General features: G+C 70.3%; 21 protein-coding genes. 12 read left to right on the plus strand and 9 right to left on the minus strand.

What is annotated here, in order from left to right; translation table 11 throughout:
- Positions 1-283 precede the first annotated feature (283 nt).
- A complete protein-coding gene (locus QMK61_RS10545; protein WP_302072163.1) occupies positions 284-754 on the plus strand; it encodes a DUF192 domain-containing protein in 471 nt (156 codons plus the stop codon).
- Between the two features lie 216 nt (positions 755-970).
- Here the strand turns inward: QMK61_RS10545 and QMK61_RS10550 are convergent, their stop codons facing one another.
- Positions 971-1,165, minus strand: a complete 195-nt coding sequence (locus QMK61_RS10550) for a rubredoxin (protein ID WP_302072164.1) — start codon at positions 1,163-1,165, stop codon at positions 971-973.
- An 82-nt stretch (positions 1,166-1,247) separates the two neighbouring features.
- On the opposite strand from QMK61_RS10550, the gene thiE reads away from it, so the two are divergent.
- Together thiE and hemL are read left to right on the plus strand one after the other, a co-directional pair.
- On the plus strand, positions 1,248-1,868 hold the full coding sequence (gene thiE / locus QMK61_RS10555) for a thiamine phosphate synthase (RefSeq protein ID WP_302072165.1): 621 nt from the start codon (positions 1,248-1,250) through the stop codon (positions 1,866-1,868).
- Between the two features lie 10 nt (positions 1,869-1,878).
- Entirely contained in the window at positions 1,879-3,162 is a 1,284-nt protein-coding gene (gene hemL / locus QMK61_RS10560) for a glutamate-1-semialdehyde 2,1-aminomutase (protein ID WP_302072166.1), read from the plus strand.
- A 44-nt stretch (positions 3,163-3,206) separates the two neighbouring features.
- On the opposite strand, the gene QMK61_RS10565 is transcribed toward hemL, so the two are convergent.
- On the minus strand, positions 3,207-3,986 hold the full coding sequence (locus QMK61_RS10565; RefSeq protein ID WP_302072167.1) for a helix-turn-helix transcriptional regulator: 780 nt from the start codon (positions 3,984-3,986) through the stop codon (positions 3,207-3,209).
- Positions 3,987-4,136: 150 nt separating this feature from the next.
- On the opposite strand from QMK61_RS10565, the gene QMK61_RS10570 reads away from it, so the two are divergent.
- A complete protein-coding gene (locus QMK61_RS10570) occupies positions 4,137-5,555 on the plus strand; it encodes an alpha/beta hydrolase (RefSeq protein ID WP_302072168.1) in 1,419 nt (472 codons plus the stop codon).
- Between the two features lie 53 nt (positions 5,556-5,608).
- On the opposite strand, the gene QMK61_RS10575 is transcribed toward QMK61_RS10570, so the two are convergent.
- From QMK61_RS10575 to QMK61_RS10595, 5 genes are read right to left on the minus strand one after another with little or no spacing between them, the layout of a single operon-like run.
- Complete coding sequence (locus tag QMK61_RS10575; protein ID WP_302072169.1) at positions 5,609-6,028, minus strand: VOC family protein; 420 nt, start codon at positions 6,026-6,028, stop codon at positions 5,609-5,611.
- A 58-nt stretch (positions 6,029-6,086) separates the two neighbouring features.
- Positions 6,087-6,518, minus strand: a complete 432-nt coding sequence (locus QMK61_RS10580) for an HIT domain-containing protein (RefSeq protein ID WP_302072170.1) — start codon at positions 6,516-6,518, stop codon at positions 6,087-6,089.
- Positions 6,515-7,744, minus strand: coding sequence for an acetylornithine/succinylornithine family transaminase (locus tag QMK61_RS10585; RefSeq protein WP_302072171.1), 1,230 nt, complete (start codon positions 7,742-7,744; stop codon positions 6,515-6,517). The genes QMK61_RS10580 and QMK61_RS10585 overlap by 4 nt, the downstream gene beginning before the upstream one ends.
- A 55-nt stretch (positions 7,745-7,799) precedes the next feature.
- Positions 7,800-8,618, minus strand: a complete 819-nt coding sequence (locus tag QMK61_RS10590) for an NAD(P)-dependent oxidoreductase (RefSeq protein WP_302072172.1) — start codon at positions 8,616-8,618, stop codon at positions 7,800-7,802.
- 54 nt (positions 8,619-8,672) lie between these two features.
- Positions 8,673-9,275, minus strand: a complete 603-nt coding sequence (locus tag QMK61_RS10595) for an LON peptidase substrate-binding domain-containing protein (RefSeq protein WP_302072268.1) — start codon at positions 9,273-9,275, stop codon at positions 8,673-8,675.
- A gap of 133 nt (positions 9,276-9,408) precedes the next feature.
- On the opposite strand from QMK61_RS10595, the gene QMK61_RS10600 reads away from it, so the two are divergent.
- Both QMK61_RS10600 and QMK61_RS10605 read left to right on the plus strand, forming a co-directional pair.
- Positions 9,409-10,296, plus strand: a complete 888-nt coding sequence (locus QMK61_RS10600) for an ABC transporter ATP-binding protein (protein ID WP_302072173.1) — start codon at positions 9,409-9,411, stop codon at positions 10,294-10,296.
- A complete protein-coding gene (locus QMK61_RS10605; protein ID WP_302072174.1) occupies positions 10,293-11,702 on the plus strand; it encodes a hypothetical protein in 1,410 nt (469 codons plus the stop codon). Before QMK61_RS10600 ends, QMK61_RS10605 begins: the two co-directional genes overlap by 4 nt.
- Positions 11,703-11,774: 72 nt before the next feature.
- Here QMK61_RS10605 and mpl read toward each other — a convergent pair whose 3' ends face one another.
- Both mpl and QMK61_RS10615 read right to left on the minus strand, forming a co-directional pair.
- On the minus strand, positions 11,775-13,130 hold the full coding sequence (gene mpl / locus QMK61_RS10610; RefSeq protein ID WP_302072175.1) for a UDP-N-acetylmuramate:L-alanyl-gamma-D-glutamyl-meso-diaminopimelate ligase: 1,356 nt from the start codon (positions 13,128-13,130) through the stop codon (positions 11,775-11,777).
- Positions 13,131-13,289: 159 nt separating this feature from the next.
- Positions 13,290-13,874, minus strand: a complete 585-nt coding sequence (locus QMK61_RS10615) for an adenylate kinase (RefSeq protein ID WP_302072176.1) — start codon at positions 13,872-13,874, stop codon at positions 13,290-13,292.
- A gap of 168 nt (positions 13,875-14,042) precedes the next feature.
- Here QMK61_RS10615 and QMK61_RS10620 point away from each other — a divergent pair, with 168 nt between their 5' ends.
- The 6 genes from QMK61_RS10620 to QMK61_RS10645 all read left to right on the plus strand — a co-directional run bounded on the left by QMK61_RS10620 (position 14,043) and on the right by QMK61_RS10645 (position 24,774).
- Entirely contained in the window at positions 14,043-15,311 is a 1,269-nt protein-coding gene (locus tag QMK61_RS10620) for a 6-phosphofructokinase (RefSeq protein ID WP_302072177.1), read from the plus strand.
- Between the two features lie 114 nt (positions 15,312-15,425).
- On the plus strand, positions 15,426-15,809 hold the full coding sequence (locus tag QMK61_RS10625) for an RcnB family protein (protein ID WP_302072178.1): 384 nt from the start codon (positions 15,426-15,428) through the stop codon (positions 15,807-15,809).
- A 161-nt stretch (positions 15,810-15,970) separates the two neighbouring features.
- The gene (locus tag QMK61_RS10630; protein ID WP_302072179.1) at positions 15,971-18,016 is read left to right on the plus strand and encodes a sodium-translocating pyrophosphatase; all 2,046 of its coding nucleotides are present in this window, start codon (positions 15,971-15,973) and stop codon (positions 18,014-18,016) included.
- A gap of 213 nt (positions 18,017-18,229) precedes the next feature.
- The gene (locus QMK61_RS10635; protein WP_302072269.1) at positions 18,230-20,296 is read left to right on the plus strand and encodes a prolyl oligopeptidase family serine peptidase; all 2,067 of its coding nucleotides are present in this window, start codon (positions 18,230-18,232) and stop codon (positions 20,294-20,296) included.
- Between the two features lie 487 nt (positions 20,297-20,783).
- Positions 20,784-21,491, plus strand: coding sequence for a YdaS family helix-turn-helix protein (locus QMK61_RS10640; protein WP_302072180.1), 708 nt, complete (start codon positions 20,784-20,786; stop codon positions 21,489-21,491).
- Positions 21,492-21,648: 157 nt separating this feature from the next.
- Complete coding sequence (locus QMK61_RS10645) at positions 21,649-24,774, plus strand: TonB-dependent receptor (RefSeq protein WP_302072181.1); 3,126 nt, start codon at positions 21,649-21,651, stop codon at positions 24,772-24,774.
- The last annotated feature ends 303 nt before the right edge of the window (positions 24,775-25,077 follow it).

Genomic DNA, 25,077 nt, shown 5'->3' on the forward strand with positions numbered 1-25,077 from the left:
AAAGATCAACCACTTGCGCCCGATTCCTCGAAACGCCCCAGAACATTTCGTCCCGGGTGAGCCGCCCATTCTACATCCCTTTCTACTGCCGTCAACACCTTTGGCGAGGAATTTTTCGCTGCCGGGTGGCGGTGGAAAGCTTCGCGGGAGGGCGTCCGTCGAAGGGGCGAGAATCATAGCGCCGAGCCGTCGCGCTGGGAAGGGGGTGCGACGACTTTCGTGCGCGGGAACCGGGCGGGCCGGCGCTACACTCGGTCAACCCGACCCGACCGGAGCGCGCGCCGTGTTCAAAGCTTCGCTGATGTCCCCGCTGCTGATCGGCGTGGCCTTCTTCCTCGGCCACGCGCGCGCGGCGGTGCCCGATACACAGGCACCGCCTGCCGTGAGCCTGCACGGCGTGCACTTCACCGTGGAACTGGCCACGGACGAAGCCAGCCGGGAACGCGGCCTGATGATGCGCACGCAGCTGGCGTCGGACCACGGCATGCTGTTCGTATTCCCGGATGCCGCGCCGCGCTGGTTCTGGATGAAGAACACGCTGATACCGCTGGACATCCTCTACTTCGACGCCGACCGCAGGCTGGTGTCGATGCAGCTGGACGTGCCGCCGTGCAAGGCGGACCCGTGCGCGACCTATCCCAGCGACAAGCCGGCGCGCTACGTGCTGGAACTGTCGGCCGGCGCGGCCCGGCGCATCGGCGCGCGCGTGGGCGATGTGCTGACGGTCGACGGCGAGACCGGTACGGCGCACTGACGCGCGGCGGGAACGGCGTCGTGGGCGGCCACCAGGCCCACGCGGTAGGGGATCAGCACGGACGGATCGAGCTGGTCGAGCACGTCCCAGTCGTCTTCGAGGGGAACGAACTGTTGCATGGCGGCTCCTCGCACATCGGACACGGGAGCCATGAAAGCAGACGGCCCGGCCGCGGCGCGGGCGGAATCGGGCCGTTTTCGGGCAACGCCCGGCCCGTCAGTCGACTTCGACCATCTCGAAGTCTTCCTTGGTCGCGCCGCAGTCCGGGCAGGTCCAGGTGTCCGGCACGTCCTCCCAGCGCGTGCCCGGCGCGATGCCCTCCTCCGGCACGCCCAGCGCCTCGTCGTAGATGTAGCCGCAGACGACGCACATCCATTTGCGCAGGGTGGATCCGGGAGTGCTCTGGCTCATCGGGGTATCGCTTCGAGGGAATGAATGCGCCATTCTCGCAACTCGTCCATCCCGGCGAAAGCCTCGAGCACCCCCGCACCACATGAATCGACCCACCACGCGCGGCCTGTACGCGATCACCGACGGCCCGCGGCCCGACCTGCTGGACGTCGCCCAACACGCCCTGCTCGGCGGCGCACGCCTGCTGCAATACCGCGACAAGACGGCCGACGCGGCGCGCCGGCTCGCCGAAGCCTCGGCATTGCGGCAATTGTGCCGCGAGCACGGCGTGCCGCTGATCATCAACGATGACGTCGCGCTGGCCCGCGCCGTGCAGGCGGACGGTGTGCACCTGGGCAAGGACGATGGCGACCTGGCGGCCGCGCGCGCCGAACTGGGCGCCACGGCGATCATCGGCGTCTCCTGCTACGACTCGCTGGAGCGTGCCCGCATCGCCGCGGCCACCGGCGCCGACTACGTCGCGTTCGGCGCGTTCTTTCCCTCGCCGACCAAGCCGCACGCGCCCCGCGCCCCGCTCGACCTGCTGCGGCAGAGCGCCGCGCTGGGACTGCCGCGGGTGGCGATCGGCGGCATCACGCCGGACAATGCGCCCGCGCTGGTCGCGGCGGGCGCGGATTTCCTCGCCGTGATCTCGGCGGTGTTCGGCGCCGCCGACGTGCGCGCCGCCGCTCGACGCTTTGCCCGTTCCTACCCTTCCGATTGAGAACCGCCCGATGAGCACCAACCACGAACTGTTCCAGCGCGCACGGATGCTGATGCCCGGCGGTGTGAACTCACCGGTGCGCGCATTCAAGTCGGTGGGCGGCGAGCCGTTCTTCACCGCGCGCGCCGACGGCGCCTGCCTGTGGGACGTGGAAGGCAAGCGCTATATCGACTACGTGGGCTCGTGGGGCCCGATGATCGTGGGCCACAACCACCCCGCGGTGCGCGAGGCGGTGGAGTGCGCGGTGAAGGACGGCCTGTCCTTCGGCACGCCCTGCCCGGCCGAAGTGACGATGGCCGAGACCATCGCGAGGCTGGTGCCGTCGGTGGAAATGGTGCGGATGGTGAACTCCGGCACCGAGGCCACCATGTCGGCGATCCGCCTCGCGCGCGGCGCCACCGGCCGCGCGAAGATCGTGAAGTTCGAGGGCTGCTACCACGGCCACGGCGACAGCTTCCTGGTGAAGGCCGGCTCCGGCGCGCTCACCTTCGGTGTGCCCACCTCGCCCGGCGTGCCCAAGGCCAACGCCGACCTCACGCTCACCCTGCCCTACAACGACCTCGATGCCGCCAAGGCCTTGTTCGCCGCGCAGGGCGAGGAAATCGCCGGCCTGATCATCGAGCCGGTGGCCGGCAACATGAACTGCATCCCGCCGGTGGACGGCTACCTGCAGGGCCTGCGCGAGCTGTGCACGCGACACGGCGCGCTGCTGATCTTCGACGAGGTGATGACCGGCTTCCGCGTGGCGCTGGGCGGCGCGCAGGCGCTGTACGGCGTGACGCCCGACCTCACCACCTTCGGCAAGATCATCGGCGGCGGCATGCCGGTGGGCGCCTACGGCGGCCGCCGCGAGCTGATGGAACAGGTCGCGCCCGCCGGCCCGATCTACCAGGCCGGCACGCTCAGCGGCAACCCGGTGGCGATGGCGGCAGGCCTGGCGATGCTGGAGCTGGTCCAGGCGCCGGGTTTCCACGACACGCTCGCCGCGCGCACGCGCCTGCTCTGCGACGGCTTCCAGTCGGTGGCCGACGGCGAAGGCGTGCCGTTCAGCACCAACCGCGTGGGCGGCATGTTCGGGCTGTTCTTCACCGGCGAAAAAGTGACCCGCTACGCCCAGGCCACCGCGGCCGATACGGCGCTGTTCAACCGCTTCTTCCACGGCATGCTGGCGCGCGGCGTGTACCTCGCACCCAGCGCGTTCGAGGCGGGCTTCCTCTCCAGCGCGCACAGCGACCAGGACATCGCCGACACCTTGCAGGCCGCGCGCGAGGCGCTGCGCGGGGCGAAGGGCTGAAACGCGTCGCGCCGACCGTCAAGTGCAGTGGATCGAGGACGCCCTCATGCCCGAGGGGCCACCACTTCGGGCGCCTGCCTGAAAAGCGCCCTGTCTTCCCGCACGGCCGACGGCCGGCGGCCGAGAATCCGGCGGAACGTCCGGATCATGTGGCTCTGATCGCAAAATCCCGCCGCCATCGCGACCTCGGCAAACGGCAGGACCGTTTCACGCAGCAGCCTGGCCGCGTACTCGACGCGTAGCCGTGCCGCCGTATTCGTGAGTCCCTCCCCCACGGCCTGCCGGTAGGCCACCCCCAGCCAGGAGGGGTGCAAGCCAGCCGCGTGCGCGAGCTCGGAGATTCTCCGGGCCGGGTCTTCCCGGAGCTGGCGGGTCACCTGATCGAGCCAGCCGGGACGCTTGGCCGGGACGTCGAGCGAGGCTGCGCGCAGGAACCGCTGGAGCGCGTCGCGAAGGGACTGCCCGGATACGCCGCCGCGGCTGCAGAGCATGGCTATCGCGCGGGCTTCGGCCCCCATGCGCCCACCCGTCCAGCGCATGACCGGGCGGTTCGGCAGGCCGACAGGCCGGAGCCAGGCCGGATCGAACTCGATCTCGATCTGTTCGAACCCATCCGGGCCCGCGGTGTTCCGATGTGCTGCGCCGGCCGCATAGAAGACCGCGGAGGGGCCGGCGACGAACTGCTCGCCGATCTCGGTCTGGTTCGAGTACGAGCCCATCACGAAGAGCGACAGCAGCGGCCAGTCGTGGGCATGCTCCGGCACCCGGGCGTCGCTTCGATCGATCGTCCTTCTGACGAGAGCACCGCTGAATCCGTGGGACATCGTGTTCGGCATCGATTGGGCGAGGCGCCGGCCGGGAGCGACCATACCACCAGACGATGTCCGCGCCCTGCAAGGCCGCACCTTGAAACCGTCCAATACGGCGCCGGCACCGACGCGGCAGGATTGGCACACGCGATACAACGGTGCGACATGTCTTCCGAAGCGAAATCTCTTGTCGTCATGAAAACACGCTCGCCGAAGCATCCTGCCCCGGTCCGCGGAATGCTGGCCCTTTTCGCGGCCATCGGCTTGATGGCGCAGGGCGGCATCGCCCGCGCTGCGTCCGATCCGGCCGCGAATTGCCGCATCGGTGCCTACCGGCTTTCCAATGGCGGCCTCGTCGACGTCGGCGCCACCGATGAAGCGGCCGACCTGCGCTGGCGCCGCGAGGACGGAACGACGGGCCACCTGACGCCCCACCCCGACGGCACCTGGACGAGCACCCTCGGCTGGACAGGCCGTCCGGACGGAATCGCCGTGCGCTTTTCCGATTGCCGGGACGGCCGGATCACGTTCGGCGGCATGGCCGGCAAGCGGATTCCCTTCGACATCACCAACACGCGGTTCCAGGGCGCCGGCGTCACGCTGGCCGGCCGGCTCGTCCTGCCCAGGGGCCATGGGCGCGTGCCGATCGTGGTGCTGGTGCATGGCGCGGAACACGACTCCGCGCTGGAGTTCTACGACCTGCAGCGGATGTTCCCGGCCATGGGCATCGGCGTGTTCGTGTACGACAAGCGCGGCACCGGCGCTTCCGGCGGACGCTACACGCAAAGCTTCCTGCTGCTGGCCGACGATGCCATCGCCGCCGTGCAGGAAGCCAGGCGCCTGGCCGGGGCCCGCGCGGGACGCGTCGGCTACCAGGCCGGCAGCGAAGGCGGCTGGGTGGCGCCGCTGGCGGCGAGGATCGCACCGGTGGATTTCGTGGTCGTCGGCTTCGGGCTTGCGGTCTCGCCGCTGGACGAAGACCGCGAAGCCATCGCGTACGACATGCAGCACCAGGGCTACGGGCCGGACGTGATGGCCAAGGCGATGCAGGTCGCCGACGCGTCGGCGGCCATCCTGCTCAGCGATTTCCGCACGGGTTACGACCGGCTGGACGCGCTCAGGCGCCAGTACGGCAAGGAACCGTGGTTCAAGCATGTGCGCGGCGACGTCACATGGGCGCTGCTGGCATGGCCGACCAGGAAACTCAAGCAGGAAGGACCGCTGCTCTTCGCCGGCGTGCCGGCCCAGTACGATCCCATGCCGGTGTTGCGCACCCTGGACACGCCGCAGCTGTGGATCCTCGGCGGCGAGGACGCCGACGCCCCCAGCGGGGAAACCATCAGGCGCCTGCGGAGCCTGCAGGAGACGGGGCGCCCGATCACGCTGGCGGTTTTCCCGCATGCCGAACACGGCATCTACGAATTCGACACGAAGCCGGACGGCACGCGCGACGACACGCGCAACGCGGACGGGTACTTCCGCATGATGCGCGACTACATCCTCGATGGAAAGCTGCGCGACGGCTACGGAAACGCCATCCTCTACCGCAGTGCGCGTGCGACGCCCGGCCAGTCGCGACCATGAGCGCGGACGTCCGTCGCGACGGCGTTACGGCCATGGCCGCCGTGCGGCGACACTCACCAGCTGCCGGTGTTCGGCATCGAGGCCCACGGCTCCTGCGGCGGCAGGTGGCCGTCCTGCAGCAGCTCCACCGAGATCAGGTCGGGCGAGCGCACGAAGGCCATGTGGCCGTCGCGCGGCGGGCGGTGGATGGTGCAGCCCATGTCCAGCAGGCGCTGGCAGGTGGCGTAGATGTCCTCCACGCGGAAGGCGAGGTGGCCGAAGTTGCGGGCGCTGCCGTAGTCCTCGGTGGAATCCCAGTTGTACGTCAGCTCGATCTCGGCTTCGGGGCTGTCCGGTGCGGCGAGGAACACCAGGGTGTACTTGCCTTTCGGGTTTTCCATGCGGCGCACTTCGCGCAGGCCCAGGCCTTCGCAGTAGAAACGCAGCGAGGCGTCGATGTCGCGCACGCGCACCATGGTGTGCAGGTATTTCATCGGTCGTCACCCGGAGGTATCGATGGAGAACGGCCGATGATAGCAACCGCGGCGCGGCTCAGCCGTGCAGGTGCGCCCGCAGCGACCGCGCCAGCGCATCGAGTTCGTCGGCCCCTGCAGGCGGTGGCTCGCCGCCGGGATAGACGCGGGCCAGGCCGTCGCCCACGCGGCGCGGCTGCACGTGCAGGTGGAAATGGAACACTTCCTGCCCGGCTGCGTGGCCATTGGATTGCCACAGGTTGAGCCCGGGCGGATCGAACGCGGCCCGCAGCGCCTGCGCCACCCGTTGCGCCAGGCGAATCGCGGCGGAAGCTTCGTCAGGCGTCAGCGCGTACAGGTCGGCGGCATGCCGGCGCGGCACCACCAGCACATGGCCGGGCACGGCCTGGCGCAGGTCGAGGAAGGCCAGCACGTCGCCCTCGTCTGCCACGATGGCGGCCGGTGCCGCGCCCGCGGCGATCGCGCAGAACGGACAGGCGGCCGCGCTCACGCCGCGGCGAACGCGGCCAGCGCCGCGCGCAGGCGCTTCAGGCCTTCGGCAGTCTCCTCGTCGCTGATCGTCAGCGGCGGCACGAAGCGCAGCACGTCCGGGCCGGCCTGCAGCAGCAGCAGGCCGTGCGCCGCGGCGTGGTCGAGGATCTCGCCGGCCCTGCCCTTGTGCGCCTGGCCCAGCACCGCGCCGATCATCAGGCCGCGCCCGCGCACCTCGTCGAACAGGTGCAGTTCGTGGTCGATGTGGGCCAGGCCCGCGCGCAGGTCGTTGGCCTGCCGCTCCACGTTCACCAGCACTTCGGCCGAGCCCAGCTTGCGCAACGCCACGCGCGCCACCGCGGCGGCCATCGGGTTGCCGCCGAAGGTGGTGCCGTGGGCGCCGTACTGCATCACCTCGGCCACCTCCGGGCCGGCCAGCAGCGCGCCGATCGGGAAGCCGCAGCCCAGCGCCTTGGCCAGGGTCACAATGTCCGGCCGCACGTGGTCGTGCGCATGCGCGAACAGCGTGCCGGTGCGGCCCATGCCGCACTGGATCTCGTCCAGCACCAGCAGCGCGCCGTGCGCGCCGCACAGTTCGCGCGCGCGCTTGAGGAAGCCCGGCGCGGCCGGCACCACGCCGCCCTCACCCTGCACCGGCTCCAGCATCACCGCGGCGACGTCGCCGGCGGCGAAGGCGGCTTCCAGCGCCCCGGCGTCGTTGAAGTCGAGGTAGCGGAAGCCTTCCGGCAGCGGCTCGTAGCCGGCCTGGTACTTGGGCTGCGCCGTGGCGGTGACGGTGGCCAGGGTGCGGCCGTGGAACGAGCCCCTGAAGGTCACGATGACGCGCCGCTCCGGCCCGCGCCCCTGCGCCGCCGCCCACTTGCGCACCAGCTTGATCGCCGCTTCGTTCGCCTCGGCGCCGGAGTTGCACAGGAACACGCGCTCGGCGAAACCGGCGGCGCTTACCAGCTCCTCGGCCAGGCGCAGCGGCGGCTCGGTGTAGAACACGTTGCTGGCGTGCCACAGCTTGTCCGCCTGCGCGGCGAGCGCGGCGCGCAGGTCCGGGTCGCCGTGGCCCAGCGCGTTCACCGCGATGCCGGCGCCGAAATCGATGTAGTCGCGCCCTTCCGTGTCCCATACGCGCGCGCCCTTGCCGTGGTCCAGCACCAGCTCGCGCGGCTTGTACACCGGCAGCCAGTACTGCTTGCCGAGCGCGGTGAGGTCGGAGGTGGCGGGCGTGGTCATGGCGGTTCCGTGGACAGGCAGGGGCGCCGCAACCCGCGGCGCGTGGCCGTACAGATTAATCGAGAAACAGGTCCGGCAGCAGCGGCGCGCCGGGTTCGACCGCGTAGGCGTCGAAGTCGCGCACGCCGGCCTCGCGCAGCACGTCCTCGTCGATGGCGAAGCGGCCGGTGCATGCGCGCGCGGGCCGGACGAGGAGGGCGTGCGCGGCGTCCGCCACGATCGCCGGGGTGCGGCACTGCCCCGGCTGCACGCCGTCGATCATCGCGATCGCCGCGGTGGCGATCACGGTGCGCGGCCACAGCGCGTTCACCGCGATGCCCAACGGCGCGAATTCCGCGCTCATGCCCAGCACGCACAGGCTCATGCCCATCTTGGCGATGGTGTAGGCGGTATGCGGCGCGAACCATTTCGGGTCCAGGCTGGGCGGCGGCGCCAGCATCAGCACGTGCGGGTTGGCGGCCTGCTTCAGGTACGGCAGGCAGGCCCGGGTGGCGAGGAAGGTGCCGCGCGTGTTGACCTGCTGCATCAGGTCGAAGCGCTTCATCGGCGTGCCTTCCACCCCGGCCAGCCAGATCGCGCTGGCGTTGTTGACCAGGATGTCGATGCCGCCGAAGTGTTCGGCCGCCTGCGCCACGGCGGCGTGCACCTGGTCCTCGTCGCGGATGTCGCATTTCAGCGCCAGCGCCCTGCCGCCGGCCTCCTCCACCGCCGCGGCCGCGGTGTGGATGGTGCCGGGCAGTTTCGGGTTGGGCACGCCGCTCTTGGCGGCGATGGCCACGTTGGCGCCGTCGCGCGCGGCGCGCAGCGCGATCGCCAGGCCGATGCCGCGCGAGGCGCCGGTGATGAACAGGGTCTTGCCGGCCAGGGTCTGCATGCGGGGCGTCCGTCGCGATGGGACGGCCAGTCTACGCGGCCCGGCGGCGGCGGTTCAGCCCTTCTGGAAGCGCGGCAGGATGTCGCGCAGCTCGGCCAGCCGCTGCACGGGCTCGGCCAGTTCGAGCAGGCGCTGGCGTTCCTCGTTGTCCAGCGGCAGCAGCTCGGCCAGGCGGAAACCCAGCCAGCCGGCGTCGTCGTAGGCTTCGCGCGGCGCGTCCTTCCACGCCGGCGCCATGCCTTCGACCAGCCGTCCCAGGATGGCCTGCAGCAGCGCGAATTCCACCGGCACCGGGCGCTTCGGCTCGTCCGGCCACCACTCCACCGCGCCGCGCAGCAGGCCGTCGTCGCGCACGCGCGTGCGGGCCACGCGGAAACGCCGTTCGCCGGCCACGGTGATGCCGAGCAGGCCGTCCGCGCCATGGTGGAAATCGACGATGCGCGCCCGCGTGCCCACCGCGGCCGGCAGCGCCGGCGCGCCCGCCTCGCGCCCGGCCAGGATCAGGCACACGCCGAAGCCGCTGTCCGTGCGCGTGCATTCGCGCACCAGCGCCAGGTAGCGTGGCTCGAAGATGCGCAGCTGCAGCCGGCCGCCCGGGTACAGCACGGTGGAGAGCGGGAACAGCGGCAATTCATCGGTGGCGGAGCGGCCGGCCATGCCCGGGAGTGTAGCCAGCGCGGCGCGCACGGGACATGACGGGGCCCACTGGACGCTGCCGAAGCCGGCCGGCACAGTACCGCCTTCGCCAAGGGGAGAACCGGGGATGTCGATGCCCGCGCCGCTGCCGCCCATGTCGCAACCCGCCACCGCGCCGGTGCTGCGCGTGCGCGGCCTGCACAAATCCTTCGACCGGCGCGAGGTGCTGCGCGGCATCGACTGGGACGTGCCGGCCGGCCGGGTGATCGGCCTGCTCGGCCGCAACGGCGCCGGCAAGACCACCCTGCTGCGCTGCCTGCTCGGCCTGTCGCCTGTCGACGCCGGCACGGTGGCGCTGTTCGGCGAGCCGATGACCGAGCCCGGCGGCGAGCGCATGCACCGCATCGGCTTCGTGCCGCAGACCTTCGACCTGTTCCCGTGGATGAAGGTGCGCGCCTACCTCGACTTCACCGCCGCGTTCTACGCCGGCTGGAACCACGCGCTGGCCGCGCGCCTGCTGGGCGACTGGCAGCTCGACCCGAAGCAGAAGATCGGCGAGCTGTCGCAGGGCCAGCGGCAGAAGCTGGCGATCGTGCGCGCCATCGCGCCCGGGCCCGACCTGCTGGTGCTGGACGAGCCCGTCGCCAGCCTCGACCCGCAGGCGCGCCGGGCCTTCATGGCCGAACTGCTCGAGCTGATGCAGGCGCCCGGCAAGACGGTGATCTTCTCCACCCACATCACCGCCGACCTCGAGCGCGCCGACGCCGACATCACTCTGTTGCGCGACGGCGCGATCCGGTTCACCCGCCCGCTGGGCGAGCTGCGCGAGCGCATGAAGCGCGTCGTGCTCGCCCGGGCGGAGGGCTGGACGCAGGCGCCCGCGGTGGCCGGCCTGCTCAAGGCCACGCTGAAGGACCGCGAGGCGCAGCTGCTGGTGGAAGACCCGCTCACCGACAGCCTGCGCGCGCTGGCGGAGCGTGAAGGCGCCAGCCTGCGCATCGAGCAGCCCACGCTGGAAGACCTGTTCGTGGAGCTGGCATGAGGGCGGTCGGGCAGCTGTGGCTGCTGTCCTTCCGGCACGCGCCGCTGGCCGCCGCGCTGCTGCAGCTGATGTGGTTGGCCGGCGCCACGGCGCTGGCCAGCGTGCCGTGGACGGGCATCGCGGCGGCGTCCATCGCCGCGGTGCTGCTGGGTTCCGGCATCTGGCTGTGGTCGATGCTGCTGGGCATGGACCTGCGCGGCCTGTGCCAGCCGGACAGCCTGCTGCTGCCCGGCTTCCGCCGCCGGCTCGCCTGGACCGGACTGCTGCACCTGCTGCAATGGGTGCTGCTGCCCACCGCGCTCGGCCTGCTGCTGGGCGTGCCGCACGCGCTGCTGGCCGGGGCGCTGGTGTTGCTGCTGGGCGCGTTCGGGCTGGCCTCGGGCAGCGAGCGCTACCTCAACCTGCTGGTCTGGGCGCTGTTCGTGCTGGCCGGCTGGAAGCCCGGGCTGGCGACACAGGCCGCCCTGGTGCTGGCGGCCTCGCCCTGGGCGGTGCCGCTGGCGCTGCTGCTGGCGGCGCTGCTGTTGCGGCTGGCGCTGCGCGACCTGCTGCGCGTCGAGGACCGCCAGATCGACAGCTCGCCGCTGGAGAACACCCAGCTCGGCCGCTCGCGTAGCGCCGACGGCGCGCCGGCACGCCGCGGCGCGGTGGGCCGGCGTCTCCTGCGGCTGTTCGACGCCACCGCGCAGCGTGCGATGGCGCGGGCGCTGGCGCGCTACCGCGCCCGGCCTTCCGCGCTGCGGCGCATGGTGCTGGTGCGCCGCCTGCTGCTGCCGCACGACAACCCGCAGGCCATCGCGCTGCGCCTGCTGCTGGTGGCGGCGCTGGTGTCGTTCTACGTGGTCGCGGTGATGCACCGCCAGCACTTCGACGCGGTGATGGTGGGCGCCTACGCGATCCTGCTGGGCCTGGCGCGCTTCCCGCGGCTGGGCCAGGGCATGCGCCGCATGCGACCCAACCTCGCCGACCTCTACCTCACCCTGGCGCCGGCCACCCGTGCCGACTATCAGAAGACGCTGACCGACGCGCTGCTGGTGCTGGTGCCGATCACCGCGCTGACCACGGTGGCCTACACCGCGCTGGGCATCGTGCTCACCCATGCCACCGCGCCGTGGCGCATGCTGCTGGATGCGCTGGTGGTGGGCGCGGCCGCCAGCCTGGTGGCGCTGGCGGTGCACCTGATCGGGCCGGAAGGCCGGCTGGGCCGGGCATTGGTCGACATCGCGGTGACGCTGGGCGCGATGGTCACCTACTGGGGCGGCTACTGGCTGCTCGGTGCGCTGGGCTACGCCCTCGGCGGCGGCGCGCTTGCACTGGTCACGCTGAGCTTCGGCATCGCGGTGTGGCTGGCCGCGCAGCGCGAATACCAGCACCGGCCGCCGTGCTTCGACGCGCCGCTGGCGTGAAATTCTTTCCCTTTCGCGGCCTTTCGCCCTCTCCCCCACGGGGAGAGGACGCTGGCCGAGGTGGAGAGGGAGTCAGGGGCGGAGCAGTTCGACGAAGCGGCGCGGCGCGTTCTCGAAGCCGCCGTTGGACATGAACACCACGTGGTCGCCGGGGCGTGCCTCGGCGCGCAGCGCGGCGAGCAGCGCGTCGACCGTGGGCGCGGTGCGGCCGCGGCCATCCAGCGCGCCGGTGACGCGCTGCGCGTCCCACGGCAGTTCGGGGCGCTGCAGGAACACCACCGCATCGGCATCGGCCAGCGAAGGCGCCAGCGCCTCGGCGTGCGCGCCCTGGCGCATCGAGTTGGAGCGCGGCTCCAGCGCCACCAGGATGCGCGCCCGGCCCACCTTCGCGCGCAGGCCGGCGAGGGTGGTGGCGATGGCGGTGGGGTGGTGGGCGAAGTCGTCGTAGACGCGCACGCCGTCCGCCTCGCCCACCACCTCCATGCGCCGCTTCACGCTCTCGAAGCTGGCGAAGGCCGGCAGCAGCGTGCGCGGATCGGCGCCCGCCGCCGTCGCGGCGGCCAGCGCGGCCAGGGCGTTCATCACGCTGTGGTGGCCCAGCAGCGGCCAGCGCACTTCGCCCAGCCGCTCGCCGCCGCGATGCACGACGAAGGCCGATCCATCCGCCTCGACCAGCTCCGCCCGCCAGTCGCCCCGGCCGATGCCGAAGGTCTCCACCGGCGTCCAGCAGCCCATCGCCAGCACCTCGGCGAGGCGCTCGTCGTGCGCGTTGACGACCAGCCGGCCGTTGCCCGGCACGGTGCGCACCAGGTGGTGGAACTGGCGCTGGATGGCCGCCACGTCGGGGAAGATGTCCGCGTGGTCGTATTCCAGGTTGTTGAGGATGGCGATGCGCGGCCGGTAGTGCACGAACTTCGAGCGCTTGTCGAAGAACGCGGTGTCGTACTCGTCCGCTTCGATCACGAACGGCCTGCCCGTGCCCGTGCGCGCCGACACGCCGAAGTTGCCGGGCACGCCGCCGATCAGGAAACCCGGCGCCATGCCTGCGCTTTCCAGCAGGTGCGCGAGCAGGCTGGTGGTGGTGGTCTTGCCGTGGGTGCCGGCCACGGCCAGCACCTCGCGCCCGGCCAGCAGCGTCTCGCCCAGCCACTGCGGGCCGGAGACATAGCGCAGTTGCGCGTCGAGCATGTACTCGACCGCCGGGTTGCCGCGGGTCATCGCGTTGCCCACCACCACGAGGTCGGGCGCGGGCTGCAGGTGCGCGGCCGCATAGCCGTCCATCAGGCGGATGCCCAGCGCCTCGAGCTGGGTGCTCATCGGCGGGTAGACGTTGGCGTCGGAGCCTTCCACCTCCAGCCCCAGCTCGCGCGCCAGCGCGGCCACGCCGCCCATGAAGGTGCCGCAGATGCCGAGGATGTGCAGGCGCATGGTGGAGTGGATTCCTTCGGGACTTGCGCCCCCTCGCCCGCTTGCGGGAAAGGGGTTGGGGGAGAGGGGCTTTAGAGCGCTGGCGAAACGGGAGGTAACGCTCCGCCCGGCCCCTCACCCCGACCCTCTCCCCGCAGGGGAGAGGGAGGAAGCTGCAGCTCAGCCGTTCGCGGCGGCGGACTCGGCCTTGAGCGCGCGCTTCACCCGCGCGGTGACCTCGTCCAGCCCGCCCACGCCGTCCACCACCTGCAGCGTGCCGCGGCGGGCGTAGAAATCCGCCACCGGCGCGGTCTGCTCGGCATAGACCTTGAGCCGGTCGCGCACCACGGCGGGGTCGTCGTCCTTGCGGTGCTCGGCGGCGTAGCGGATCTCGCAGCGGCCGATGATCACCTCGTTCGGCACCTCCAGCTTCACCACCGCGTCCAGCGGCCGGCCGATGCGGGCCAGCAGGTGGTCGAGCGCGTCGGCCTGCGCCAGGTTGCGCGGGTAGCCGTCGAGGATGAAGCCGGCCGTCGCGTCGGGCTGGGCCAGGCGCTCTTCCAGCATCGCCAGCAGGATGTCGTCGGAGACCAGCCGACCGGCGTCCATCACCGCCTTGGCCTGCAGCCCCGTGGGCGTGCCCGCCGCCACCGCGGCGCGCAGCATGTCGCCGGTGGAGATGTGGGGCACGCCCAGGTCGGCCTTCAGCCGGGCGGCCTGGGTGCCCTTGCCCGAGCCGGGCGCGCCGAGTAGCACGAGTCGCATATCGCTCCGCTAATGTCCGGCGGACGGCCGCCGGTTCCATGGAAAATGGCATCCACGGTAGCGTTTGCGGCCGGTTATAGTCAAACGAAAATCAGGGCGCGCACGGGCCGGTCGCCAGCCTGCGCCGTGCCCGCCCGCCCACGCGCGCACCCCGCCAGGAGACCCGCCATGCCGACCCGCCGCCCCGCCCCAGGCAAGCTGCTGTACGCCCAGTCCGGCGGCGTCACCGCCGTGATCAACGCCAGCGCCGCCGGAGTGATCGAGGCCGCCCGGGCACGGGGCGTGCAGGTGTACGCCGCGCGCAACGGCATCCTCGGCGCGCTGCGCGAGGAACTGATCGATACCTCGAAGGAATCCAAGGCCGCCATCACGGCGCTGCGCCACACCCCCGGCGGCGCGTTCGGCAGCTGCCGCTACAAGCTGAAGTCGCTGGAAGCCAACCGCGCCGAGTACGCGCGGCTGATCGAGGTGCTGCGCGCGCACGACATCCGCTGGTTCCTCTACAACGGCGGCAACGATTCGGCCGACACCGCGCTGAAGCTCTCGCGGCTGGGCAAGGCGATGGGCTACGACCTGCGCTGCATCGGCGTGCCGAAGACGGTGGACAACGACCTCGCCGTCACCGATTGCTGCCCGGGCTTCGGCTCGGTGGCGAAGTACACCGCCGTCTCCACGCTGGAGGCCAGTCTCGACGTGGCCTCGATGGCCGACACCTCGACCAAGGTGTTCATCCTGGAGGTGATGGGTCGCCACGCCGGCTGGATCGCCGCCGCCGCGGGCCTGGCCGGCGAGGGCGCGGACGCGCCGCCGCACCTGATCCTGTTCCCCGAGAACGTGTTCGACGAGGCCGCCTTCCTCGCGAAGGTGAAGGCCACGGTGGAGCGCGTGGGCTGGTGCACCGTGGTGGCATCCGAGGGCATCCGCAATGCCGCCGGGCAGTTCCTGGCCGACGCCGGCACCCGCGACGCCTTCGGCCACGTGCAGCTCGGCGGCGTGGCGCCCACCCTGGCCGCGCTGGTGAAGGGCCGGCTGGGCTACAAGGTGCACTGGGCGCTGCCGGACTACCTGCAGCGCTCGGCCCGCCACCTCGCCTCGAAGGTGGATGCCGAGCAGGCCTACGCGGTAGGCAGGGCCGCGGTGGACTACGCACTGGCCGGCATGAACGCGGTGATGCCGGCGATCGTGCGCACGTCCGACGCGCCCTACCGCTGGAAGATCGAGCCGGCGCCGCTGGCGAAGATCGCCAACCACGAGAAGAAGCTGCCCAGGAGCTTCATCCGCCGCGACGGCTTCGGCATCACCGCCGCCGCGCGGCGCTACCTGTCGCCGCTGATCCGGGGCGAGGCGCCGCCGCCCAACGGCAAGGACGGGCTGCCGGCCTACGTGCGGCTGCAGAACGTAGCGGTGGCGAAAAAGCTGCCCGCATTCACGCCTTGACGAAGCTGGCTGACTGGTACGTGAAAACACCCCCGTGACGGCGAATCACCGTTCAGGCGCACATTTCTACGCTGGTCGCGCTGGCACCATGCCGGCCCATCGTCGGAGGTCCCCATGAACAAGACGCTACGCAACCTGTGCCTTGCCCTGGCCCTGTGCGGCGTCGGCAACCTGGCGCTGGCCACGCCGGATCAAGACCATGGTCATGGCCACGGGCATGACCACGACCGCCATGGCCATTACGACCACGGCCATGGCGACCATGGCCGCTACGACCATCACGACAACGGCCGCCACCTGGGCTGGCGCCACCAGGAGCGCTGGCGCCACTGGGAACGCGGCCACCGCTACGACGGCCCGGTCTACGTGGTGCGCGACTACCGCTACTACGACCTGGCCCCGCCGCCGCGCGGCTACCACTGGGTGCGCGGCGACGCCGGCGACTATCTGCTGGTGGCGATCGCTACCGGGTTGATCCTGGACATCGTCACGCACTGAGCCGCTTCCCGCACCATCCAGGCGGCGCCCGGCGGGCGCCGCCTTTTTCGTGTCCGCGCCGTCCGGCGTTGCGCCGCACAACAGGCCATGCGGCAAGGTCTGCCTATACTCGGGACGGCCGCCCCTTCCGGGCGGCCGTCACAACTCATGGGGAGGCACCGATGCTGCAGCAATACGGCTTGTGGATCGCGTTGGCTTGTGCGGTCGTGGCGATCCTGTACGGGGTGATCTCGGCGCGCTGGGTGCTGGCCAGACCGGCCGGCAACGAACGCATGCAACAGATCGCCGCGGCGATCCAGGAGGGCGCGCGCGCCTACCTCAACCGCCAGTACGGGACCATCGCCATCGCCGGCGTGGTGCTGCTCGTGCTGATCGGGTTCTTCCTCAACTGGGCCACGGCGATCGGCTTCGCCATCGGCGCAGTCCTTTCCGGCGCCACCGGCTACATCGGCATGAACGTGTCGGTGCGCGCCAACGTGCGCACCGCCGAAGCGGCGCGCGGCGGCATGCGCGCCGCGATGGACGTGGCGTTCCGCGGCGGCGCGATCACCGGCCTGCTGGTGGTGGGCCTGGCGCTGCTGGGCGTGGCGGGCTACTTCATGCTGCTGCCGCACTTCGGCTACACCGGCGAGGCCGCGCTGCACGCACTGGTGGGGCTGGCGTTCGGTTCCTCGCTGATCTCGATCTTCGCGCGCCTGGGGGGCGGCATCTTCACCAAGGGCGCCGACGTCGGCGCCGACCTGGTCGGCAAGGTGGAAGCCGGTATCCCCGAGGACGACCCGCGCAACCCCGCGGTGATCGCCGACAACGTGGGCGACAACGTGGGCGACTGCGCCGGCATGGCGGCCGACCTGTTCGAGACCTACGCGGTGACGGTGATCGCCACCATGCTGCTGGGCGGGCTGAGTTTCGCCGCCAACCCCGACGCGGTGCTGTACCCGCTGGTGCTGGGCGCAGCCTCGATCATCGCCTCGATCATCGGCACCTTCTTCGTCAAGGTGCGCGAGGGCGGCTCGATCATGGGCGCGCTGTACAAGGGCGTGATCGTGTCGGCGGTGCTGGCGGCGATCGCGTTCTGGTTCATCACCCGCGCGCTGTTCCCGCAGGGACTCAGCGGCGGCGACGCCGCGATCGCCGGCAACGCCCTGTTCGGCTGCGCGCTGATCGGCCTGGTGCTCACCGGCCTGATCGTGTGGATCACCGAGTACTACACCGGCACGCAGTACAAGCCGGTCAAGCACATCGCGCAGGCGTCCACCACCGGCCACGGCACCAACATCATCGCCGGCCTCGGCGTGTCGATGAAGGCCACCGCGTGGCCGGTGCTGGCGATCTGCGCCGCGATCTGGAGCGCGTACACCCTGGGCGGCCTGTACGGCATCGCCGTGGCGGTGACCGCGATGCTGTCGATGACCGGCATGATCGTGGCGCTGGACGCCTACGGCCCGATCACCGACAACGCCGGCGGCATCGCCGAGATGGCCGAGCTGCCGGAGGAGGTGCGCGGCATCACCGACCCGCTCGACGCGGTGGGCAACACCACCAAGGCGGTGACCAAGGGCTACGCGATCGGCTCGGCGGCGCTCGCCGCGCTCGTGCTGTTCGCCGACTACACGCACAACCTGGCGGTGAGCCACCCGGGCGAGACGTTCACCTTCGACCTGTCCGACCACATGGTGATCATCGGCCTCCTGATCGGCGGCCTGGTGCCCTACCTGTTCGGCGCGATGGCGATGGAGGCGGTGGGCCGCGCGGCCGGCGCGGTGGTGGAGGAAGTGCGCCGCCAGTTCCGCGACATCGCCGGCATCATGCAGGGCACCGGCAAGCCGCAGTACGACAAGGCGGTGGACATGCTCACGAAGTCGGCGATCCGCGAGATGATCATCCCCTCGCTGCTGCCCGTGGTGGTGCCGATCCTGGTCGGCCTGGTGCTGGGCCCGAAGGCGCTGGGCGGCGTGCTGATCGGCACCATCGTCACCGGCCTGTTCGTGGCGATCTCGATGACCACCGGCGGCGGCGCCTGGGACAACGCCAAGAAGTACATCGAGGACGGCAACTTCGGCGGCAAGGGTTCGGAGGCGCACAAGGCGGCGGTCACCGGCGACACCGTGGGCGACCCGTACAAGGACACCGCCGGCCCCGCGGTGAACCCGCTGATCAAGATCATCAACATCGTGGCGCTGCTGATCATCCCGCTGCTGCACTGAGCGCCGCGCCGATCCGCCCCGGAAGCCCCGCACAGCGCGGGGCTTTCCGTTTCCGCCACGCGCCTTGCACCCCTGACTTCAGTCACAGGCAGCCACCCGGTGCAGCGGCCACACTGCCGGTTCCGCCGCGACCGGTCACACGACAAGGAGCTTCACATGATTTCCAAGACATCCCTCTGGCTGGCGCTCGCGCTGGGCGTCACACTGGGCGGCATGACCCCGACCCACGCAGCGACCACCGGCGCGCAGGCCGCCACCGACGACCCCTACCTGTGGCTGGAAGCCACCCACGGCGAGCGCGCGATGGACTGGGTGAAGCAGCAGAACGCGATCACCGAGAAGGCCTTCGCCAGCTCGGCCGGGTTCGACCGCACGCGCGACCGCATCCTCGAGGTGCTCGATTCCGACGCGCGCATCCCCTACGTCAGCCGCATGGGCGACTGGCTGTACAACTTCTGGCAGGACAAGGCGCACCCGCGCGGCGTCTGGCGCCGCACCACGCTGGCCGAGTACCGCAAGGCCGACCCGAAGTGGGAGGTGCTGCTGGACGTGGACGCGCTGAACAAGGCCGAGGGCAAGCGCTGGGTGTTCAAGGGCAGCGACTGCCTCAAGCCCGCCTACGACCGCTGCCTGCTCTCGCTGTCGCCCGACGGCGGCGACGCGGTGGAGGTGCGCGAGTTCGACATCCCGTCGAAGTCCTTCGTGAAAGGCGGCTTCCGGCTGCCGGTGGCCAAGACCCAGGCCGGCTGGATCGACCAGGACCATCTCTACGTGGGCACCGACTTCGGCCCCGGCTCGATGACCCGGTCCAGCTACCCGCGCATCGTCAAGGAATGGACGCGCGGCACGCCGCTGTCCGCCGCCGCCACGGTGTACGAGGGCAAACCGGACGACATGACGGTGAGCGCCTACCACGACCGCACGCCCGGCTTCGAGCGCGACTTCGTCACCGTGGTCAAGGACTTCTTCCACACCGAGAACTTCGTGCGCCGCGACGGCAAGCTGGTGAAGCTGGACATCCCCAGCGACGCCGGCTTCGACGCGCACCGCCAGTGGCTGCTGGTGCAGACGCGCTCGCCGTGGACGGTGGGCGGCAAGACCTGGCCGTCCGGCGCGCTGCTGGCGACGAAGTTCGACGACTTCATGGCCGGCAAGCGCGACTTCACCGCGCTGTTCACGCCCGACGCGCATACCGCGCTGTCGTCCTACGCGTGGACGCAACACCACCTGATCCTCGACGTGCTGGACGACGTGAAGAGCCGGCTGATCGTGCTCACGCCGCCCGCCGCCGCCGGCGCGTGGCAGCGCGAGGCCATGCCGGGCGCGCCGGCGATGAGCACGGTGGCGGTGGTCGACACCGATCCCGACCACAGCGACGAATACTGGCTCACCGTCACCGGCTTCCTCACCCCGCCCTCGCTGGAACGCGGCGTGCTGGGCCAGGGCGGGGCCGAGACGCTCAAGCAGGAGCCGGCGTTCTTCGACGCCTCGAAATTCAACGTGAGCCAGCACTTCGTCACCTCGAAGGACGGTACCCGCGTGCCCTACTTCGAGATCGCGCCGAAGGACCTGAAGCCCGACGGCTCGAACCGCACCCTGCTGTACGGCTACGGCGGCTTCGAGATCTCGCTGCAGCCGCACTACTCCGGCTCCATCGGCCGCGCCTGGCTGGAGCGCGGCGGCGTGTACGTGATCGCCAACATCCGCGGCGGCGGCGAATACGGTCCCGCCTGGCACCAGGCCGCGCTGAAGGCCAACCGGCCCAAGGCCTACCAGGACTTCGCCGCGGTGGCCGAGGACCTGGTGAAGCGCGGCGTCACCTCGGCGAAGCACCTCGGCGCCGAAGGCGGCAGCAACGGCGGCCTGCTGATGGGCAACATGCTCACCCAGTATCCGCAGCTGTTCGGCGCCATCGCCTGCGAGGTGCCGCTGCTCGACATGAAGCGCTATATCCACCTCGACGCCGGCGCCTCGTGGATCGCCGAATACGGCAACCCCGACGACCCGAAGCAGTGGGCTTTCATCAAGACCTTCTCGCCGTACCAGAACCTGCACAAGGAAACGCGTTATCCACCGGTGCTGTTCTACACCACCACCAGCGACGACCGCGTCGGCCCCGCGCAGGCGCGCAAGATGGCGGCGAAGATGGAAGGCATGGGCATCCCGAACGTGTGGTTCTACGAGAACCTGGAAGGCGGCCACGGCGCCGGCGCGGACAACAGGCAGTCCGCCCACATGCACGCCATGGTCTACGACTTCCTGTGGGACAAGCTGAAGTAAGCCGCGAACTGCCGGAACGCACGCGAGCCGGCCCTGTGCCGGCTCGCGCCGTTTCTGGGACGCGACGCGCGAGGGCGCGCCAGGGTGGCCGTCATGGCCCAGGTGCGGCATCAACGCAAAGTCGACCGGTCCGGTGACCAGGCCGCGCGCATGGCACGCCCGTCGTGCGGGTGCCTTCCCATCCGCGGTTCCCTTGCCGGCCCGCATGACTGACAGGCCCGAGCGGCTCGACCATGCGCCCGTGCCGCACGTACCCGCCGCGGCATCCGTTCGCGCCTCGCAGCATTCTTCGAATGGCTCCAGCGTTTTCGCGCGGATTGGCTATGTATCGCATCTCCGCGCGTGCCTAGGCTGTCCGCCAGACGCTTTCGTAACGAATGGTTGACGGCGACGCCGCCCGTTGCCGGATGCAAGCGTCTGGTCCGCCGGCGGCTCTCCCCAGTCCCGGGCGGACCCTTGCCCTCCCCCTGATCGCGGAGCAAGGTCGATGCCCACGCTGGCTGCAACGCCCGAGGTGAATCCGTCCCGCCACGCCGCCGGGAACGGCAAGACGGCGGACTTCATGCATGGCAAGGTCCATGCGCGCCCTTCATTCCTCGAACATCCCCCGCGCCGGCCCGGCGCCGCGCATGGCCGGTACACGGACGACGTGCGCATGGCTCCGTCGCAGGCGCCGGCGGGCGCCGCCCCCGGCCTGGCCGCACGCATCCGCCTGCTGATCCAGGCCGAAGGCAGCGCCAGCGCCCTCGCGCGGCGTTGCGGAGTCTCCGAAGGCGCGGTGCGCAACTGGCGCGACGGCCATACCGACATGTCGCGCGAGCGCTGCGTCGTCATCGCACAGGCCCTGGGCATCTCGCTGCTCTGGCTCGTCTCCGGCGAGGGGGCGATGAGGACGGAGCCACCCGCGACCGACGTCGCCATCTCGCCGGCTCATACCGTCGGCACCGAGGCGGCCTCGCTGCCCCACGCGCCGGCGGTCGATTCGCGCCTGCTCGCTTCCTCCCTGCGCCTGTTGCAGTCGTACATCGGCTTGGCCGGCGGCTCGCTGGACCCGCCACGACGGGCCGACGTGCTCGTCGAACTCTACGGGCTGCTGGCGCGCGCCGGCGAACCGGGACACGCCGAACGCCTGGTCGCCTTCCATACCACGCTCGGCGACCTCCTGCGCGGCCATCACCGTGCCCTGATCGCGTGAGCTGGGCGAGGGCCGTGGACGCATGGCGCCCGGGCGCGTGGCCCCCGTCCGGCGCCGTCGTCGGGACACACGTGCATTGCCGCAGATATCCGCATGTCCGGCGGTCTGGATCCGCCGGCGCGGATCCGATTTCACATTTCACCGAGAGGGGAGTCGCATGAACAGCAGTACGCACGTCGCAAACCGCCGCCACGGCCCGCGCCCGGCCTTTTCGGCCCTGAGCCTGGCCATGATGGCCGCGTCGGGGCTGTACGGCCTGGGCGCGGGAAACCCGGTCCACGCACAGGCCACGACCGGCAGCATCTTCGGCACCGCCCCGGCGGCGTCCGGCGAGACCGTGATGGCCAGGAGCGCCTCGGGCGTCACCCGCGAGGTGGCGGTAGGCGCGGACGGCCAGTACGCCATCAAGTCGCTGCCGGTGGGAACCTATACCGTGACCCTGCGCAGCGGCGGCCAGACCATCGCCACGCACGGCAACGTGGCGGTCAGCGTCGCCAGCGGCACCATGGTGCCGTTCGCCGCGGCCGCCGATGCGGCCCATGCCCAGAACCTGGGCGCCGTGCAGGTGATCGCCAGCGCGATGCCGCCGATCGACGTCTCCAGCGTCAGCTCCAGCACCATCATCACCGCCTCCGACCTGCGCAAGCTGCCGGTGGCCCGCAACGCCGAAGCCATCGCCCTGCTGGCGCCAGGCACGGTTTCCGGCAGCGGCCTCTTCATGGGCCCGGGCAACCGTTCCATGAACCTGGTCGCGTTCGGCGGCTCGTCGGTCTCCGAGAACGCCTACTACGTGAACGGCTACACCACCGGCGAGCCGTACCGAAACATGGGCGGCTTCCAGCTGCCGTACGGCGCGATCGACCAGCAGGAAACGCTCACCGGCGGTTACAGCGCCAAGTACGGCCGTTCCGACGGCGGCGTGATCAACCAGCTCGGCAAGCGCGGCACCAACGAATGGCATTTCGGCGGCCAGGTGGTCTGGCAACCGCGCTTCCTCGAAAGCAGTCCGGTCAACGACCGCTACGGCAACCCGGCCATCCCGGCGGCCATCCCCAACCCCAACAGCATCGACGGCCTGACCCACTACCAGATCGCGGCCCCGAACCTGCTGGGCAAGCTCAACCAGTACCGCAACGACAACAAGGCGTGGGAGACGGTCTACTCGGCCTATATCGGCGGGCCACTGATCAAGGACCAGCTGTTCATGTTCCTGGCGGCCGAGACCACCCGGACGCAATCGACCAACGTACGGGCCAAGAACCTCGGCCAGGTCCAGTACAACCGGGACAAGGACACCAAGTTCTACGGCAAGCTGGACTGGAACATCACCGACAGCAACATCCTCGAACTGACGGCGCTGAAGAACAACCAGAGCATCGGCGCCGGATCGACCTACGCGTTCGACACCGACACCTTGAGGACGGGTGGCTTCATCACGGACAACGACGTCGCCAAGGACAACGCCCAGTTCTACATCGGCCACTTCACCAGCTATCTCACCGACGCGGCCACCCTCAGCATCCTGTACGGCAAGGCCCGCTTCCAGGATCCGACCATCTACGCCAACCACAGCCCGCTGCCGTTCATCGACAACCCGTTCGGGATCGCCGGCATTCCCCACAACAGCCAGACCAACCTCGGCTGGAACTCGGACCACGCCACCAACGGCACCCACGGGCTGCGTGTGGACTTCGACTACAAGCTGGGCAACCACGACCTGTCGGCCGGCATCGACAACATGAGCTACGAGGCCCACAACCAGGGGGTCAGCCAGCAGAACCCGTTCAACCCGGAGGTCGACTACTACTGGCGCTACTACCCCAACAACATCGTGCGCAAGCGCGAGATCGGCCAGCAGACCAGCATGACGATGACCCAGAAGGCCTACTACCTGCAGGACTCCTGGCAGATCACGCCCGACCTGTTGCTGGACGCCGGCGTGCGCAACGAGCACTTCACCAACTACAACGATCTCGGCCAGGCCTTCGTGGACGAGAAGAACCAGTGGGAGCCCCGCATCGGCATGAGCTGGGACGTGTTCGGCGATTCCTCGTTCAAGGTCTACGGCAACGCGGGCCGCTACTACCTGGCGCTGCCGGACAACGCGGCCGAGCGCGCGGCGAACCGCTCGTTCTTCATCCTCACCAAATACACCTATACCGGCGTGAATCCGGACGGCACGCCGATCATCGACCCCAACGTCGCGCCGGTGGTGTCTTCGCCGGACGGCGAATTCGGTCTACCGAAAGACCCGAAGCAGGTCGCCGCGCGCAACCTGAAGCCGGAATACCTGGACGAGTTCATCGCCGGCTTCGACAAGAAGCTGGGCGACGGCTGGGTCTACGGCGCCAAGGCGATGTGGCGCGACCTGAAGGCAGCGATCGACGACGTATGCGACAACAGCCGCGTTCACGCGAAGATGACCAGCATGGGTCTCAACCCGGACGACTATTCCAACGCCACGGCGCTGAGTACCTGCATCCTGTTCAATCCGGGAAAAACCAACACCTTCCTGGTGGTCTCCAACGATGGCAGCAACCACACGCTCGTGCCGATGACGCCGCAGGACTGGGGCTTCCAGCGCGGTGCCGTACGCAAGATCGGCTCGCTGGACCTGTACCTGGAGCATCCATTCGACGGCAGGTGGTACGGCCGCGTGGACTACACCTTCAGCCGCGGCTTCGGCAATACCGAGGGCCAGGTGCGCTCCGACTTCGGCCAGATGGACGTTTCCAAGACCGAGGACTGGGATTCCTGGCAGCTCATGGACGGCCAGTACGGTGAACTGGCCAACATCCGGAAGCACCAGATCCGCTTCCGCGGCGCCTACCAGATCACGCCGGAGTGGCTGGTGTCCGCCGTGCTGCTGGCCCAGTCCGGCATGCCGAAGGAATGTCTTGGCTATTACGGCCCGGACGGCGTCGGCGACCCGAGCGGCTACAACGGCGGCGGCGGCGGCAACTACCACTGGTGCCATGGCGTGCGCATCCCGCCGGGCTCGGTCGGCCACACACCGTGGACCGAGCAGCTCAACCTGGGCGTGCACTACATGCCGGCGTTCGCCGACCACAGGCTGGGCATCAACCTCGACATCCTCAACGTACTGGACCAGCAACGGGCGCTGCAGGCGGATGCGATCGGCGAGTCGGCCTACAACAATGGCGTGGGTCCGGATGGCGTGACCCCGGCACCCGACCTCGTCTCCATCAACAACTCCTACGGAGAGGCCCAGGCCTGGCAGCCTCCGCGCACGGTGCGCCTGTCGGTCACCTACGACTACTGAACCAACGCGACGCGCGTCCGGCCGCGGATCGGCCAGGCACGATGCGGACCAGGCGCCACTTTGGCTTCCCGGCCCGTTCCTGCATCAACCGCACCCGCGCGATGCCGCACGTCGGGCATTGGCCCCAGGCCCACAAGGACAACGAGGGCCTGGCGTGACGGGCGTGCACTCGCCGGAGTGCGACTTCGAACACGACCCGGTCAACGTGCAGGCGGCGATCAGGCGCCTGCACGTCACCTACCCCCGGCTGGACAACGCGGGGATGCCTGTGTGCCTGCGGGTCCTCCACTTCCCCCGGTCGCC

The organism is Fulvimonas sp. R45, assembly GCF_030504985.1.
GTDB lineage: Bacteria > Pseudomonadota > Gammaproteobacteria > Xanthomonadales > Rhodanobacteraceae > Rhodanobacter_A.

What these genes read in the sequence shown, in the direction of transcription:
- QMK61_RS10550 (WP_302072164.1), bottom strand. Translation starts at nt 1,165, where the DNA reads ATGAGCCAGAGCACTCCCGGATCCACCCTGCGCAAATGGATGTGCGTC.
- thiE (WP_302072165.1), top strand. Translation starts at nt 1,248, where the DNA reads ATGAATCGACCCACCACGCGCGGCCTGTACGCGATCACCGACGGCCCG.
- hemL (WP_302072166.1), top strand. Translation starts at nt 1,879, where the DNA reads ATGAGCACCAACCACGAACTGTTCCAGCGCGCACGGATGCTGATGCCC.
- QMK61_RS10565 (WP_302072167.1), bottom strand. Translation starts at nt 3,986, where the DNA reads ATGTCCCACGGATTCAGCGGTGCTCTCGTCAGAAGGACGATCGATCGA.
- QMK61_RS10570 (WP_302072168.1), top strand. Translation starts at nt 4,137, where the DNA reads ATGTCTTCCGAAGCGAAATCTCTTGTCGTCATGAAAACACGCTCGCCG.
- QMK61_RS10575 (WP_302072169.1), bottom strand. Translation starts at nt 6,028, where the DNA reads ATGAAATACCTGCACACCATGGTGCGCGTGCGCGACATCGACGCCTCG.
- QMK61_RS10585 (WP_302072171.1), bottom strand. Translation starts at nt 7,744, where the DNA reads ATGACCACGCCCGCCACCTCCGACCTCACCGCGCTCGGCAAGCAGTAC.
- QMK61_RS10590 (WP_302072172.1), bottom strand. Translation starts at nt 8,618, where the DNA reads ATGCAGACCCTGGCCGGCAAGACCCTGTTCATCACCGGCGCCTCGCGC.
- QMK61_RS10595 (WP_302072268.1), bottom strand. Translation starts at nt 9,275, where the DNA reads ATGGCCGGCCGCTCCGCCACCGATGAATTGCCGCTGTTCCCGCTCTCC.
- QMK61_RS10600 (WP_302072173.1), top strand. Translation starts at nt 9,409, where the DNA reads ATGTCGCAACCCGCCACCGCGCCGGTGCTGCGCGTGCGCGGCCTGCAC.
- QMK61_RS10605 (WP_302072174.1), top strand. Translation starts at nt 10,293, where the DNA reads ATGAGGGCGGTCGGGCAGCTGTGGCTGCTGTCCTTCCGGCACGCGCCG.
- mpl (WP_302072175.1), bottom strand. Translation starts at nt 13,130, where the DNA reads ATGCGCCTGCACATCCTCGGCATCTGCGGCACCTTCATGGGCGGCGTG.
- QMK61_RS10615 (WP_302072176.1), bottom strand. Translation starts at nt 13,874, where the DNA reads ATGCGACTCGTGCTACTCGGCGCGCCCGGCTCGGGCAAGGGCACCCAG.
- QMK61_RS10620 (WP_302072177.1), top strand. Translation starts at nt 14,043, where the DNA reads ATGCCGACCCGCCGCCCCGCCCCAGGCAAGCTGCTGTACGCCCAGTCC.
- QMK61_RS10625 (WP_302072178.1), top strand. Translation starts at nt 15,426, where the DNA reads ATGAACAAGACGCTACGCAACCTGTGCCTTGCCCTGGCCCTGTGCGGC.
- QMK61_RS10630 (WP_302072179.1), top strand. Translation starts at nt 15,971, where the DNA reads ATGCTGCAGCAATACGGCTTGTGGATCGCGTTGGCTTGTGCGGTCGTG.
- QMK61_RS10635 (WP_302072269.1), top strand. Translation starts at nt 18,230, where the DNA reads ATGACCCCGACCCACGCAGCGACCACCGGCGCGCAGGCCGCCACCGAC.
- QMK61_RS10640 (WP_302072180.1), top strand. Translation starts at nt 20,784, where the DNA reads ATGCCCACGCTGGCTGCAACGCCCGAGGTGAATCCGTCCCGCCACGCC.
- QMK61_RS10645 (WP_302072181.1), top strand. Translation starts at nt 21,649, where the DNA reads ATGAACAGCAGTACGCACGTCGCAAACCGCCGCCACGGCCCGCGCCCG.